Raw genomic sequence first — 14,329 nt, 5'->3', positions numbered from 1 at the left:
GCCCCAAGGAACCCGGCTTCGCCAGGCACCGGGCTCCGCCCGGACCCGCGCCTCAAACGCCGGCGAGGCTGAACATGCCGGACCCCCGGCTCACGTGGCGGGCGGAGCTGGATGTGCCGGACCCCCGGCTCACGTGGCGGGCGGAGCTGGATGTGCCGGACCCCCGGCTCAGGTGGCGGGGCACGCAGCGGCAGGGCAGGAGGTCGGGGTCAGCCGTACATGCTCAGGAGTTGTTCCGCCGAGAGTTCCGACGCCGCGTCGGGGGCGGCTCCCGGGAGCGGGAGTTCGAACCAGACCGTCTTGCCCCGGTGGGTGCGCCGCGTGCCCCAGCCGGCGGACAGCATGCCGACCAGCTGGAGCCCCCGCCCGCCCTCGTCGGTGTCGCGCGCCCGCCGCCGCCGCGGCTGGACCAGGTTGCCGTCCCACACCTCGCACACCAGGGTCCGGTCCAGCAGCAGCCGCAGCCGGATCTCGCCCTCCCCGTACCGCAGGGCGTTGGTGACGAGCTCGCTGACCAGCAGTTCGGTGGTGTCCAGGAGGTCCTCCAGGCCCCATGCCGGCAGCTTCGCCCGCGCCAGCTCCCGCGCCCGCCCCACGGACCGGGCCTCGCGGGGGAGCTGCCAGTCGCCCACGGCGTCCACGGGCAGCCCCTGCACCCGTGCCATCAGCAGGGCGATGTCGTCCTCGCCGTGGCGGGTGTCGAGGGTGTTCAGGACGTGGTCGCAGACGTCCTCCAGCGGGCGTACCGGGTCGGTCAGGGCCTCGCGCAGCCCGCGCAGCCCCTCCTCGAGCGGGTGGTCGCGGGATTCGACGAGCCCGTCGGTGTACAGGGCGAGCAGGGCGCCCTCGGGGAGGTCGACCTCCACCTCCTCGAACGGTTCCCCGCCGACCCCCAGCGGCATGCCCGGCGGCACCTCCAGCAGCAGCGCGGGCCGCGCCGGCCCGCCCGGTTCGGCCGGCTCGACCAGCACGGGCGGCATGTGCCCGGCGTTGGCGATGGTGCAGCGCCGGGTCACGGGGTCGTAGACGGCGTACACGCAGGTGGCGAGGTACACCTCGGAGCGGTCGGCGTCCCGCGAGTGCAGGGCGGCCCGCGAGGCCTGCTGGGATCCGCCGGGCGCTCCGAGCCCGCGGGCGATCTCGTCGAGCGCGGCGAGCACCTCCGCCGGTTCCAGGTCCAGCAGGGCCAGGGTCCGTACGGCGGTGCGCAGTTCGCCCATGGCGACGGCGGCCCGCAGCCCGCGGCCCATGACGTCGCCGACGACGAGGGCGGTGCGGTGGCCGGGCAGTTCGATGACGTCGAACCAGTCGCCGCCGACCTCGGTGGCGGCGTTGCCGGGCAGGTACCGGCAGGCGATGTCGAGGCCGGCCGCCTCGGGGTCCCCGGGCGGCAGCAGGCTGCGCTGCAGTATCAGGGCGCGTTCGTGTTCGCGCCGGTAGAGGCGGGCGTTGTCGATGCAGACGGCGGCGCGGGCGGCGAGCTCGACGGCGACGGCCCGGTCGCGTTCGCCGAAGGGCTCGCTGCCCTTGGTGCGGGAGAACTGGGCGAGGCCGACGACGGTGTCGTGGGCGACCATCGGCACGACGAGCGTGGACTGGACGAGGTCGTCGGGGCCGCCGCCCTCGATGAGCCGGGGCCGGGCGGTGCGCAGGGCGATCGCCCCGGGCGAGGCGGGCGGGTAGCGGTGGGTCTCGCCGACGGCGACGGGCGCGCCGTGGCCGGAGAGCGGGGCGTCGGAGACGGCGGAGGCGAAGGCGACGCGCCGCAGCGGTGCGGAGGGCGCGCGTCCGGTGCCGAGCCCGGGCGGCAGCGAGGGCACTCCGGGGCCCTGCGGGCGGGCGGGGCGGTCGTCGTCGCCGAGCAGGAGCCCCTGGTAGAGGTCGACGGCGGCGAGGTCGCAGAAGCCGGGCACGGTCACGTCGAGCAGTTCGCGGGCGGTGGTCTCCAGGTCGAGGGAGTTGCCGATGCGGTGACCGGCCTCGTTGAGCAGGGCGAGGTTGCGGCGTACGCCGGCGGCCTCGCGGGCGGCGAGGTGGCGGCGGGTGACGTCGGTGCCGAGGCCGGCGACGCCGATGGGCCGGCCGGTGCCGCCGTGGACGCGGTAGAGGTTGATGGACCAATGGCGGTGTTCGCGGCTGCCGGGGGCGGCGCCGGTGATCTGGAGGTCGGTGACGGATTCGCCGGTCTCGAGGACGCGGCGCAGGGCGGCGGTCATCCGGTCCGCTTCCTGGGGCGGCAGGTAGTCGTGGACGGTGCGGCCGCGGTGCTCCTCGACGGCGCCGCCGAAGACGGTCGCGAAGCGGCGGTTGGCGCGCTGGACGGTGAGGTCGGTGCCGAACAGCAGGAAGCCGAAAGGAGATTGGCCGAATATGGCCTGCGAAGCAGCAAGGTCGGATTCGATGCGGCGCAGGGCGCGTACGTCGACCACGACGCACAGTGCGGCCCGCTCGGAGGTCTCGGTCTGGGTGGGCATCACGTAGATCTCGGCCACGCCGTGGGCGCCGCTGCCGCCGGGGATGCGGAAGGGGACGAGGCCCGTCCATTCCTTGCCGTCGAGGATCTCGGCCATCCGGCGGTGCCCGCCCTCGCGCAGTTCCGGCGGCATGAAGGCGTCGACGGGATCGCGTCCGACGGCCTGTGCGGGGGTCAGTCCGAACAGTTCCTCGGCTCGCAGGCTCCACTGGTCGATGAGCCCGTCTGGCCCGATCGAGAACGACGCGACCTTGATGTAGTCGTATATCGAGCCAGGCGGGCTGCTGTGCCACAGGGAGTCGTGCCATGTCTCCCCGGGCACACGGGCCTGATGTGCCTGCGCAGGTATCTCGCTCACGCGACCGTCCCCTCCAGCTCACCGCAACCGGACCGGCCATGACCGAAGTATTCAGCACCACGGCCCCGGACGGCACGGCGTTCCCGATCACGAAAAGGTCCCGACTATTTCGAGCCATGTCGGGTGATCGTCGGCCACCCTTCACCTTGTTACTCACCAGGAAGAGCCAACTCGAACCACACGGTCTTGCCCGACTTGCCGTGCCGGGTGCCCCACCGCTGGGCCGAGACGGCCACCAAGTGCAGCCCGCGACCCCCTTCGTCGTCGGGCTTCGCGACCCGCTCGCGGGGCGGATCCGGAAGCGGATCGGAGACTTCCACGAGCAGGGCCGGGCCGTGCGGCGCACCCTCCGGTGCGCGCTCGCGCCGCTCCAGGCGGACCCCGATCGGGCCGGACGCGTAGCGAAGGGAGTTGGTGACCAGCTCGCTGACCAGCAGGACGGTCACGTCGCCGACGGCCTCCAGGCCCCAGGCCAGTAGCGTGCCGCGCACGGCGTGGCGTGCGGTGCGGACGGCGCCGGGTTCTGCGGGGAAGGCCCACTCGGCGTTTTCACCGTCTGTGTCGATCACGCCGATCACTTCCCGGGCCGGCGAAGGCCCCAGTCCGGTTCAGCAGGGACAGAGCCACGAGGGGCACTACACGATAGGGACTAATAGCGACATACCCGATATTCGAGGCGTCGTACCACCCGTCCCTCACGTACCGGCGCACTGTGGCACAGACGGCCTAGGACGTGAGCGTCACGCGCCCCCGCGCGACCCGGCATGCCCTCCGGCGCGCCCGCTCTGCTCGATGCGCCCGGCGCGCATCCGGCGCCCGACCTCGGCGACCGCAGGCCGGTCCTGGTCGAGCCAGTCCACCGCGTCCAGTTCCCCGGGGCCGAGCCAGCGCAGCTCGTCGTGGTCCTCCAGCGGCGCGGGCTCACCGGAGAGCAGCCGCGCGGTCCACACGTGCAGGACGAGCCCCGGCCTCAGGGGCCACTCCCCCGGGATGCGCTCCACCGGCTCGGCCTCCACGCCGAGCTCCTCGCGCAGTTCGCGGACCAGCGCCTCGGGGCCGCTCTCGCCCGGTTCGGCCTTTCCGCCGGGCAGCTCCCAGCGGCCCGCCAGCTCCGGGGGTGCGCTGCGGCGGGCGGCCAGCAGCCGGCCCTGATGACAAAGGGCTCCGCCCACGACCACGCGATCCGTCATGGGCGGAGCCTATGCCAACGCCGTGCTGCTCAGTTCGTCGTGGCGGTCTGACCGATCCGCTCGACCCAGTAGAGCTGCTTGTGTCCTCGGTCGTCGAGGCTGTCGACGACCTTCTGGGCCTCGGCCCGGGTGGGGTAGCGACCCACCCGGTAGCGGTTGCCGTTGTCGTCCTGACGTATGACCAGCCATGGGAGCAGTGCACCGCTTTCGTTCATCGCGTCTCACCCTCCGCCGATCCACCTGCCCGGGAAACCGCATTGCGCATATGCCCGAGCTTACGCCCGACCTTTACGGAGCGGATACGGTTTTTCACGAAGAGGTACCTTGCAGGCGTACGCATCCGGCCACGAGTACGAGTGAGCCGTGCGCGCCGGTTCGCCGAGGCCCCGGCACCACCGGGGCGCACGCCCCCGGACTACCGGACCGGCAGGTGGTAGGCGAGGCGGTAGCGGTCCGCCGGGACCACGACGTCGGCCGTCTCCACGGCCCGGCCGGAGGCGTAGTACGTCCGCCCGATGACCAGCACCACGTGTCCGGGGACGCCGCCCAGCAGCACGAGCTCCTCCGCGAGGCCCGGCCGGGCGCCGACCTCCTCCACCACGTTGTCCACGACCACGTCGATCGCGGCCATCCGGTCCACGACGCCCGAGCCCCCGAGCGGCCCCTCCTCGGGCAGCATCACCGGCGTCCGCCCGGTCAGGGTGAGGGGCTCCCACGAGGTCGACAGCATCATCACCTCGCCCGCGTCCCGGAACACGTACCGCGTCCGCATCACGCGCTCGCCCGCCTCGATGCCGAGCCGCTCGGCGATCTGCGCCGGGGCGGCCGTCTGCTCGCTGCTGGAGTCCCAGGTGCCGCGCGCGCCCGCCTCGGCCTGCTCCTGCCGGAAGGGCGTCGACGGCCCGCCCGTGCGGTAGCCGGAGCGGGCGACCCGTCTCGGCACCGGCTGCTCGCGCACGTACGTGCCCGACCCGGAGCGGCCCTCGACGAGGCCCTCCGCCATGAGGACCTTGCGCGCCTCCAGCGCGACCGTGTCGGAGACCCCGTACTCCTCGCGGATCCGGGCCTGCGAGGGGAGCCGGGCATGCGGGGGCAGGGACCCATCGACGATCTTCCGCCGCAGATCCCCGGCGACGCGCAGATAGGCCGGCTGCTCACCGAAAGTCACTGGCCACTCCCATCAGGTTGACAGACAGCTACACCCTGGCAACCCACGGTTGTACGCCGCAAGCAAGGGCCAGAGTTTCACCCGAAGTGATGAAGCCTGGTCACTCAAACCCGTTACCGCGCGTTACCCTCTGAGGCCGCGTCACCCGAGCGGGGCTCGAGGGGCGCGCGTCACGCCTCGGCGGCCGGCCCCGCACCCCTCGGCTGGTCGGCCAGCCACTCCGGGACCGTCGTCGCGAGGCCGTACGCCCCGCGCAGCGCCTTCTCCGTGTCCACGCGCAGGGCGCCCGCCGCCCGGTCCCACGCGTCCTGGAAGTCCGCCGGCCGCACCGCCTCGCCCGCCTTCTGCCAGTCCCGCCGCGCCGCCTCGACCTCCCCCAGCTGCGCCCGGGCCGGCCCCGCCAACTCCGGCCGCTCTGCGGCCTCCTGGAGCACGCGCACCTCGGCGCCCAGCGCCCGGTCCACCGCCCGGGCCCACTCCCGGTAGGCCGGCAGCGCCTCGTCGAGCTCCTCCTCCGGCCACTGCCCCAGCGCCAGGTCCACCTCGTTCATCGCGCGCAGGAAGGCCACCTGCTCCGGCTCCAGCATCCCGGCGTCGCGGCGCAGGCTGCCGCGGTGCTCCCGCTCGGCCGTTCCGATCACGCAGAGCAGCCGCCGCGCGCCGCCGCCCCAGGAGTCCCGCGCGGGGGCGAACCAGAACATCTCCGCGTAGCCGGGCAGCGCCCAGGTGTCCATGGCGTAGGCGTCCTGGGCGCGCCAACAGGCGTCCGTGGCCGCCTTCTTCAGCTCCTCGCCGCCGGGGACGACGCCGGCCCGGTCGAGCCGGGTGGAGGCGGTGACCTCGCCCTCGTGGACCTCCGTGCAGGCGATGCGGTAGAGCAGCGGGTCCTCGTCGAGCAGGTCGCCGCCGGGGACGTTGAAGCAGTCGCCCGCCCGCATGTCCTCGATGTCGGTCAGCTCCCCGGCCACGCTCTCGTACGGCGACAGCGCGTCCAGCCGGTCGAACAGGGATCCCGCGGCCCGGTCGACGACGAGGACGAGCAGCAGGCTCGTCACGAGCGAGACCGCCAGGCCCGCGATGGCCAGCGGTCTGCCGCGCTCGCCCTTGCGGGCGATCTGGACCAGCGCCACGATCCCGAACACGACGCCGAGCGGCGGCATGCACACCAGCCCGACCAGCAGCGAGGCCAGCGCGAGACCGTTGAGCGGCGGTTCGCGGTACGCCTGTCGGTCCGGCGCGGGCGGCCAGTGGGGTGGCGGCGGGGTGGTCACGGGGGGCGGGGACTCCATCCCTGGATGTCGCAGACGAACGCGCGAAATAGTACGCAGCGGGGGCGACCGTGGTGTCGGTCGCCCCCGCCGTTCGCCGCAGCCCGTGCGGCGCGGTGCCTTCAGTCTGCTTGACCCGCTGTCAGAACTGCAGCGCCCAGGAGTCGATCTTGCCGGTGTCGAGGTTCGCGTTGTCGTTCACGCGCAGCTTCCACACCCCGTTGGCGACCTCCGAGGAGGCGTTGACGGTGAAGGTCTTGATGATGTTGTCCGCGCTGCCGCCGCTGCGGTTGTGCAGGTTGTACACGGAGCCGTCGGGGGCGACGAGGTCGACCTTCAGGTCGCCGATGTACGTGTGCTTGATGTCGACCGAGACGGCGAGGGCCGCGGGGGCGTTGCCGGAGACGCCGCTGACGGTGAGCGGGGACTCGACGGTCGCATTGTCGTTGACGGCGTAGTCCGCGGTGTTCTCGAAGCGCGGGCCGCTCGGCGGGGTGGTGCCGCCACCCGCGTACAGCAGGCGGTTCGGGGAGCCGGTGCCGGGGCCGGTCACCACGTTCGGGGTGGCCGCCGCCACCAGGCCGTCGCGGACCTGGGCCGGGGTGCTCGACGGGTTCTGCGAGAGGTACAGGGCGGCCGCGCCCGCGACGTGCGGGGTGGCCATCGAGGTGCCGGAGATGGTGTTGGTGGCGGTGTCGCCGGTGCCCCAGGAGGAGGTGATGGAGGAGCCGGGGGCGAATATGTCGAGGGTGCTGCCGTAGTTGGAGTAGCTGGCCTTGGCGTCGGTGCTGGTGGTGGCGCCGACCGTGATGGCCTCGGCGACGCGGGCCGGGGACTTGGTGCTCGCGTCGGTGGACTCGTTGCCCGCGGCGACCGCGTAGGTGATGCCGGAGGCGATCGAGTTGCGCACGGCGGTGTCGAGCGCGGAGTCGGCGCCGCCGCCGAGCGACATGTTCGCCACGGCCGGCTTGACGGCGTGCTGGGTCACCCAGTCGATGCCCGCGACGACCTGGGCGGTGGTGCCGGAGCCGTTGTTGTCGAGGACGCGGACGCCGACGATCTTGGCCTTCTTGGCGACGCCGTACGAGCCGCCCGCGACGGTGCCGGCGACGTGCGTGCCGTGGCCGTGGCCGTCCTGGGCGGTGTTGTCGTTGTCGATGGCGTCGAAGCCGTAGGAGGCGCGGCCGCCGAAGTCGGTGTGGCTGATGCGCACGCCGGTATCGATGATGTACGCGGTGACGCCTTCGCCCGCCTTGTCCGGGTACGTGTAGTTGCTGTCGAGCGGCAGGGCGCGCTGGTCGATGCGGTCCAGGCCCCAGGAGGGCGGGCTCGGCTGGGTGCCCTGGGCGCCGTCGATCGTGAAGGTACGATTCTGCACGACGGACTTGACGGCCGGGTCGGCGGCCAGCTTCTTCGCCTGCTTCTCGGAGACCTTGAGGGAGTATCCGTTGAGGGCGGCGCTGTAGGTGCGGTCGATGCTGGCGCCGTACTTCTTGGCGACGGCCTTGCCGCTGGCCGCGGTCGAGCGGGCGGCCGAGTCCTTCAGGGTCACGATGTAGCTGTCGGCGACCGCGCCGGGGGCGCCGGCGTTCTCGACGACGCCCTGCGGGCCGCCGTCGGCCGCGGAGGCCGGGAGCGCGGCCGTCGCGCCGAGCGCGAGGGCCAGGGCTGCCGCCGCGCCGAGGCCGGTGAATTTCCGGCGTGTGTGACGCTTCACGGACATGTGGGGGGTCCTCCTCATCAGGGACTTCGCCGGGGCGGCGGGCATGGCGGCATGCGCATGACAATCTACTGGACGGCCTGCCGGGGCCCGCTCTGACGAAAGGTTGACCCAGCCTTTCGGGATCCCACAAGGGGACGGCGAACGCGTAACATCCGTGCCATACAACGGCCATGAACGAGCAAAGGTGCTCCGCACATGACGCACGCACTACCCGGCTACGTCTGCCCCGACGACGGCACCCGCGCCGACGCCCGGACCGCGCCGTGGTGCTGCCCGGTGTGCGGCGGCCCCTGGGACCTCGACTTCACCCCGGATCCGGCCAGTGCGCTGGACCCGGGCTCCGGGCCGAACTCGCTCTGGCGATACGGCTGCGCACTGCCGCTGCCGGGGGCGTTCGCCGTCACCCTGTCCGAGGGCAACACCCCGCTCGTCCCGCTCGGGGAGCGGATTCACGCCAAGCTCGACTTCCTGATGCCGACGCTGTCGTTCAAGGACCGGGGCGCCGTCATGCTCGCGGAGGTGGCCCGTCGGCTGGGGCCGGAGCGGGTGATCGCCGACAGCAGCGGCAACGCGGGGACGGCTGTCGCCGCCTACTGCGCGCGGGCCGGGCTGAATTGTGAAATTTTCGTGCCCGAGGGCACCTCGGAGAAGAAGACGGAACAGATCCGGGCCCACGGCGCGGCCGTCCGCCTGGTACCCGGCGGGCGCGAGGCCACCGCGGCGGCGGCGCGGGCCGAGGCGGACCTGCCGGGGGTCTTCTACGCCAGCCACGTCTTCAACCCGTACTTCCTGCACGGCACGAAGACGTACGTGTACGAGGTGTGGGAGGAGCTGGGCGGCCGGCTCCCCGAGGCCCTGGTCCTCCCCGTCGGCAACGGCACCCTGCTGCTGGGGGCCGCCCTGGCGGTGGAGGAGCTGGCCCGGCGCGGGGTGCGGCCGCCGGCGCTGATCGCCGTCCAGGCGGAGGCGGTCTCGCCGCTGGCCGCGGCGTTCGCCGCCGGGGCGGAGGATGCGGAGCCGGTGGAGCAGCGGCCGACCCTGGCCGAGGGGATCGCGATCCCGGCGCCGCCGCGGGCCCGGCAGATCCTGGCCGCCGTGCGGAAGTCCGGCGGCACGTTCCTGACCGTGCCGGACGATGCGCTGCGCGCCGCCCAGCGGGACCTTGCAGGGCGGGGCCTGTTCGTCGAGCCGACGGCTGCCGCCTGCTGGGCCGCGGTGGGGCCCCGCTCGGCCGCCAACCCCCTCCAGGGCCGCACCGCAGTCCTCCCCCTCTGCGGCGCGGGCCTCAAGTCGGGCCTGGCCCCCTGACCGAGGGCCTCGGGCCGGGAGCCACCGGTCTCCGCCCGGCCCCGCGCCTCAAACGCCGGCGAGGCTGGGATTGCCGGACCCTCGCCCCAGGCGCAGGCACAACCGGCCGGCCGGCCTTCTGGGGCTCCGCCCCAGACCCCGCGCCTCAAACGCCGGCGGGGCTGGAATTACCGGACCCTCGCCCCAGGCGTCGAGCACATCAAGCCCGCGCGGCGATTGAGCGCACCGGGTGCGCAGCGCACGGAATCGGTGCCGGGCGGAGCCCGGGCACCCGGGCGGGGCCGGGGCCGCCCCGGACCTCGGCTTCGAATACCGCGCACGCCGGGCAAATCCAGCCCGCGCGGCGATTGAGCGCACCGGGCGCGGAGCGCACGGAACGGGTGCCGGGCGGAGCCCGGGCAGCCGGCGGGGGCCGGGGCCGCAGGTCCCGGTTTCTGGGGGCACCTCCCAGCGGTAGCCGGGGGAGAAGGGGCGGGGTGGGGGAACGGCTCCGCGCAGCGGGCACGGACACCCCGGGTGCGGATCCGGCTCGGCGTGGCCGGCTCCGAGGGGGCCGGGTCGGCCCGCGGCGGGCCGTACATGTCGGAAAATCGCCGGAACGGGGGCGGCCCGTCTGGTGAAGTAGGGGCATGAGCAGCCAAGTTGAGCTGGCGCGGCGGTTCGCCGCGCTGCACACCCCCACCCGCCCCCTCGCCCTGGCCAACGCCTGGGACGTGGTCAGCGCCCGCCTCGTGGAGGCCGCCGGCGCCCCGGCCGTCGCCACCACCAGCGCCGGCGTCGCCTGGTCCCTCGGCGCCCCGGACGGGGACTCGCTGACCCGCGACCGCGCGCTCGACCTCATCGCCCGTGTGGCCGGCGCCGTCTCCGTCCCCGTCACCGCCGACATCGAGGGCGGCTTCGGCGCCACCGCGGCCGAGGTCGGCGAGACCGTCGCCGCGGTCCTCGCCGCCGGCGCGGTCGGCATCAACATCGAGGACGGCACCCGCGCCCCCGCCGACCTCGCCGACCGCGTGGCCGCCGCCCGCGCCGCAGCCGATGCCGCCGGGATCCCGCTCTACATCAACGCCCGGATCGACACGTACCTCTTCGGGCTCGGGGAGCCGGGCGACCGCCTCGACGACACGCTCGCCCGTGCCGCCGCCTACCTCCGCGCCGGCGCCTCCGGCATCTTCGTGCCCGGCGTCACCGACGCCGCCACCGTCGCCGAGCTCGCCAAGGGCATCGACGCGCCCCTCAACGTCCTGGCCCACCCGGGCGCCCCGTCGGTCGCCGAGTTCGGCGCGCTCGGCGCGGCCCGCGTGAGCCTCGGCTCCTGGGTGGCGTCCGCCGCGTACGACGTGGTGCGCCGGGCCGCCGAGGAGCTGGTGAGCGGCGGCACGTACACCGACCTGCCCGAGGGCCTCCCGTACGGGACGGCCAACGCCCTCCTGAAGGGCTAGGGGAGCGGAGCGGACGCGAGCAGGCGGCGCGGGCAGGCTGCGCGGCCGGCCGGGGACTCAGTCCTGCGCCGCCTGCTCGTACAGCGCCCTCGCCCGCTCGTCGAACAGCGCGGCCGTGGAGTCCACGTCCGTGTCGCCGCCGCTCAGTACGCCGATCAGGTGCCCCGGGCTGCCCGGCCCGCCCCGGTCGGCGATCCAGGGGCTGCCGCTGGTGCCCGTCCAGAACCCGGCGCAGCTGATGTACAGCATGGCCGGGTCGTCCTGGTCGTGGGAGGTCTGGGTGGTGCAGGAGACGGGCTTGTTCTGCGGGTTGCGGTCGGACTCCGGATAGCCGACCACCGTCACCTCCCGCTCGTACCCGGAGGTCCAGTCGGGCACGGGCGCCTCCGCAGCTCCGCCGACCGCCTGCTGGACGGTGCGCCCGTCCTCGTCGGGCTCGATGCTGAGGAAGGCGAAGTCGGCGGTGTCCTCGCCCCACTTCGTCCAGCGCTCGTCCACGTGGACCGCGCGCACCTTCCACACCCCGAGCGGCCGGCGGCCCGCGCCCTCGCCGGAGAAGGCCGGCGCGAAGGACAGCTCGCCGATCTCCCGCCCGTCGTGCGCGACCTCGCCGGGCTCGCCGTTCTCGCCCGCCGGGGCGACGCAGTGCGCGGCGGTGGCGACGACGTTGCCCCGGGGGCTGTCGACGACGCTCGCCGTGCACCAGTGCTCCCCGTTCGCCATGAGCACGCCGACACCGGGGAAGGGGTGCACTCCTGCGTCCTCGTCCGTCGCCTTGACGAAGGCGACGGCGAGGACGGCCGCCACACCGGCGGCGGCCGCGGCGGAGGCCCCCTTCGCCACGGCGCTCATCGCACGCCGGGATCGGGGGTCGGTGGCGACATCACCTTGCTGATCCACTCCAGGGAGCCCTCCCTCATGCCACGCACGTACGACTTTCCGTTGTGCTCACCATCCTGGATCACCTGGAGCCGGGTGTGCACGGGGCCCTTCCCGTACTCCTGCATGAACTTCTCGGTCTTGTCGCGGCCGCTCTCCGCGGTGCCGATCTGGAAGTTGATGTACACGTCCGGGCCGCCGGCGGCGATCAGCTTCTCGGCGAGCTTCTCCGGGTTGTTCTCGTCCATGGCCTGCGTGTTCCCCTTCCACAGCGGCGAGTCGGGGACGATGTCGACCCCGCTGGCGATGGCCGCCTTGAAGCGGTCGGGGTGCTTGAGGACGTGCTTGAACGCGCCGAAGCCGCCCGAGGAGGAGCCCATGAAGGCCCACCCGTCGCGGGAGGTGAAGGTGCGGAAATTGGCCCGGGTGAAATCCGGGACGTCATCGGCCATCCAGGTGCCCATCTTGGGCTGACCGGGGATGTCGGAGCCGTCGAAGTGGTGCTTGGTGTCCGCGTTGATCACCGGCATGACGAGGATGAACGGCAGGCTCTTGCCCGCCTTCGCCCCGTCGATCACGGCCTGCTCCAGGCCGAGGCCCGGGCCGGTGCCCCAGTAGTTCTTGGGGTAGCCGCGGCCGCCGGGCAGGGAGATCAGGACCGGGAAGGCGCTCTTGGCGTACCGCGGGTCGTCGTACTCCTTGGGCACCCACACCCACACGTCCCCCGTGAAGCCCGACTTCGGGCCCTTCAGCGTCGTACGGGCGATCTGGGTGCCGTCGGGCATCCGGTACGTCCGGACGAAGGCGGCCTTGGGGCCGGTGGGCATGCTCACGCCCGGCCGGATGTCCTCGGCCGCCGCCGACTCCTCCACCTTCCCGAAGGACGTGGGATCCCCTATGTCGGAGAAGACCCCGAATGCGTACGCCGCCGCGCCCCCGGCGGCCAGCGCGAAGGCGAGCCCGCCTCCGATCAGAAGCCTGCGCAGGCGCTTGGGGCGGCGGCGGCCCGTGGTCACGGGGCCTTCCTCGGCCGCGAGGCGGCCGTCACCCTGAAGCTGGTCTTGCTGCACGGATTTGTCCCGTTCCCTCTCCGGCGCCCGCTGCGGGGCGCGGTTCGGACCGATCGGTCCCCCTTACACCCTTTACAGAGGGTTCAACGACCGGGAGGGTTGCCTGGGACGGGTGTGACGTAGTGCGCGGGCCGCGCCCGCCCCCGGCTCCGTGCGTCGGTGCAGGTCAGCCGTTTTCGGGCTTCGGGGCCTTGAGCACCTTGCTGATCCACTCCAGGGAGCCTTCCTTCATGCCCCGGACGTAGTGCCAGCCGTTGTGCTCGCCGTTCTGGATGTCGCGGATGGTCGTCTTGACGGGTCCCTTGCCGTACTGCTGCTGGAACTTGAGCATCGCGTCCTTGCCGGTCTCCTTCGTGCCGACCTGGAAGTTGATGTAGACCTCGGGCCCGTTCTTCTCGATCAGCTTCTTGGCGAGCTTCTCCGGGTTGTTCGCGTCCATCTCCGCCTGGTGGCCCTTCCACAGCGGGGAGTCGGGGACGAGCTCGCCGCCGCTGGCGATCACGGCCTTGAACCGCTCCGGGTACTGCAGGAGGGTCTTCATGCCGACGAAGGCGCCGGAGGAGGAGCCCATGAAGGCCCAGCCGTCACGGGACTTGTACGTACGGAAGTTGGCCCGGGTGAAGTCCGGGATGTCCTCGGCGATCCAGGTGCCCATCTTGGGCTGGCCGGGGATGTCGGAGCCGTCGTAGTAGTACTTGGCGTCGGGGTTCAGCACCGGCATGATCACGATGTACGGCAGGCTGGTGCCGGCCTTGACGCCCTCGCTGATGGCCTTCTGCAGGCCGAGGCTGCGGTCGGCCCAGTAGTTGGTCGGGTAGCCGTTGCCGCCGGGCAGGGAGATCAGTACCGGGAAGCCGCTCTTGGCGTACTTCGGGTCGTCGTACTCCTTGGGCGCCCACACCCACACGTCGCCCTCGAAGCCGGACTTCGGGCCCGCGAGGCGGGTCTTGGCGATGATCGTGCCGTCGTCGAGCTTGGCGAACTGCTTGAAGTCGGCCTTGGGGCCGGTGGGCAGCTGCACGTCCGGATCGCCGGTGGGCTTGGCCGGGGTCTGCGGCGTACCGGCTCCCTGGCCGCCGGTTTCCTTGGCGGCGGGCGGCTGGTTCTTGCCGAAGCTCACGGAGTCGCCGTTGCCGGAGAACCACTCCAGCTTCCAGGCGGCGAAGCCGCCGCCCGCGAGCAGCACCACCAGGGCGAGGGTCGCGCTGATCCATATCGCACGGCGCGAGCGCCCCGGCTGCGGCGGCTCCACGGGCTCGCGGGGCTCGTGGCGGGGCGGTGGCTGCTGTCCGTGCCGGTCCTCGTACGGCCGGCCCGGCCCGTCACCGTACTGCGGCGGAAACCCCTGCGGCGCCTGCTGCGGCGGCTGCGGCGGCTGGTCCCCGTACGGGCCCTGCCGGTACGACGGGTGCGGCTGGTCGGGCCGCTGGCGCTGCGGGTGCTGGTGCACGGA

Annotated in this window: 12 protein-coding genes; 2 read left to right on the top strand and 10 right to left on the bottom strand. The window is 73.2% G+C overall.

Going from position 1 to position 14,329, the window contains the following annotated elements:
• Positions 1–209: 209 nt before the first annotated feature.
• The 7 genes from ABZ924_RS29770 to ABZ924_RS29740 form a co-directional block, all read right to left on the bottom strand.
• Positions 210–2,795 carry a SpoIIE family protein phosphatase gene (locus ABZ924_RS29770; RefSeq protein ID WP_361916416.1) on the bottom strand — a complete coding sequence of 862 codons (2,586 nt, stop codon included), beginning with the start codon at positions 2,793–2,795 and terminating at the stop codon, positions 210–212.
• 185 nt (positions 2,796–2,980) lie between these two features.
• A complete protein-coding gene (locus tag ABZ924_RS29765; RefSeq protein WP_361916407.1) occupies positions 2,981–3,409 on the bottom strand; it encodes an ATP-binding protein in 429 nt (142 codons plus the stop codon).
• Positions 3,410–3,571: 162 nt separating this feature from the next.
• The gene (locus ABZ924_RS29760; protein WP_361916404.1) at positions 3,572–4,021 is read right to left on the bottom strand and encodes a (deoxy)nucleoside triphosphate pyrophosphohydrolase; all 450 of its coding nucleotides are present in this window, start codon (positions 4,019–4,021) and stop codon (positions 3,572–3,574) included.
• Between the two features lie 29 nt (positions 4,022–4,050).
• Positions 4,051–4,236 carry an SPOR domain-containing protein gene (locus ABZ924_RS29755; protein ID WP_361916401.1) on the bottom strand — a complete coding sequence of 62 codons (186 nt, stop codon included), beginning with the start codon at positions 4,234–4,236 and terminating at the stop codon, positions 4,051–4,053.
• A gap of 200 nt (positions 4,237–4,436) precedes the next feature.
• Positions 4,437–5,189 carry a GntR family transcriptional regulator gene (locus ABZ924_RS29750; protein WP_361916398.1) on the bottom strand — a complete coding sequence of 251 codons (753 nt, stop codon included), beginning with the start codon at positions 5,187–5,189 and terminating at the stop codon, positions 4,437–4,439.
• A gap of 170 nt (positions 5,190–5,359) precedes the next feature.
• Positions 5,360–6,460, bottom strand: coding sequence for a DUF4190 domain-containing protein (locus ABZ924_RS29745; protein ID WP_361916395.1), 1,101 nt, complete (start codon positions 6,458–6,460; stop codon positions 5,360–5,362).
• A 139-nt stretch (positions 6,461–6,599) separates the two neighbouring features.
• On the bottom strand, positions 6,600–8,180 hold the full coding sequence (locus ABZ924_RS29740) for a S8 family peptidase (protein ID WP_361916392.1): 1,581 nt from the start codon (positions 8,178–8,180) through the stop codon (positions 6,600–6,602).
• A 195-nt stretch (positions 8,181–8,375) separates the two neighbouring features.
• Here ABZ924_RS29740 and ABZ924_RS29735 point away from each other — a divergent pair, with 195 nt between their 5' ends.
• On the top strand, positions 8,376–9,488 hold the full coding sequence (locus ABZ924_RS29735) for a pyridoxal-phosphate dependent enzyme (protein WP_361916389.1): 1,113 nt from the start codon (positions 8,376–8,378) through the stop codon (positions 9,486–9,488).
• 629 nt (positions 9,489–10,117) lie between these two features.
• A complete protein-coding gene (locus ABZ924_RS29730; protein WP_361916387.1) occupies positions 10,118–10,927 on the top strand; it encodes an isocitrate lyase/phosphoenolpyruvate mutase family protein in 810 nt (269 codons plus the stop codon).
• A gap of 57 nt (positions 10,928–10,984) precedes the next feature.
• Here the strand turns inward: ABZ924_RS29730 and ABZ924_RS29725 are convergent, their stop codons facing one another.
• From ABZ924_RS29725 to ABZ924_RS29715, 3 genes are all read right to left on the bottom strand, one after another.
• Positions 10,985–11,779: a trypsin-like peptidase domain-containing protein gene (locus ABZ924_RS29725; protein WP_361916384.1), complete on the bottom strand. Its 795-nt coding sequence runs from the start codon at positions 11,777–11,779 to the stop codon at positions 10,985–10,987.
• The gene (locus tag ABZ924_RS29720) at positions 11,776–12,822 is read right to left on the bottom strand and encodes an alpha/beta hydrolase-fold protein (RefSeq protein ID WP_361916381.1); all 1,047 of its coding nucleotides are present in this window, start codon (positions 12,820–12,822) and stop codon (positions 11,776–11,778) included. The genes ABZ924_RS29725 and ABZ924_RS29720 overlap by 4 nt, the downstream gene beginning before the upstream one ends.
• 220 nt (positions 12,823–13,042) lie before the next feature.
• Positions 13,043–14,128 carry an alpha/beta hydrolase-fold protein gene (locus ABZ924_RS29715; RefSeq protein WP_361916413.1) on the bottom strand — a complete coding sequence of 362 codons (1,086 nt, stop codon included), beginning with the start codon at positions 14,126–14,128 and terminating at the stop codon, positions 13,043–13,045.
• Between the last annotated feature and the right edge of the window lie 201 nt (positions 14,129–14,329).

Source organism: Streptomyces sp. NPDC046876 (assembly GCF_040645035.1).
Lineage (GTDB): Bacteria > Actinomycetota > Actinomycetes > Streptomycetales > Streptomycetaceae > Streptomyces.
Note: the sequence above shows the minus strand (reverse complement) of the source record. Positions and strands in the feature narration are given on the sequence as shown.

Coding starts and splice junctions, on each gene's coding strand:
- ABZ924_RS29760 (WP_361916404.1), bottom strand. CDS start 4,021: ATGACGGATCGCGTGGTCGTGGGCGGAGCCCTTTGTCATCAGGGCCGG.
- ABZ924_RS29755 (WP_361916401.1), bottom strand. CDS start 4,236: ATGAACGAAAGCGGTGCACTGCTCCCATGGCTGGTCATACGTCAGGAC.
- ABZ924_RS29740 (WP_361916392.1), bottom strand. CDS start 8,180: ATGTCCGTGAAGCGTCACACACGCCGGAAATTCACCGGCCTCGGCGCG.
- ABZ924_RS29735 (WP_361916389.1), top strand. CDS start 8,376: ATGACGCACGCACTACCCGGCTACGTCTGCCCCGACGACGGCACCCGC.
- ABZ924_RS29730 (WP_361916387.1), top strand. CDS start 10,118: ATGAGCAGCCAAGTTGAGCTGGCGCGGCGGTTCGCCGCGCTGCACACC.
- ABZ924_RS29725 (WP_361916384.1), bottom strand. CDS start 11,779: ATGAGCGCCGTGGCGAAGGGGGCCTCCGCCGCGGCCGCCGCCGGTGTG.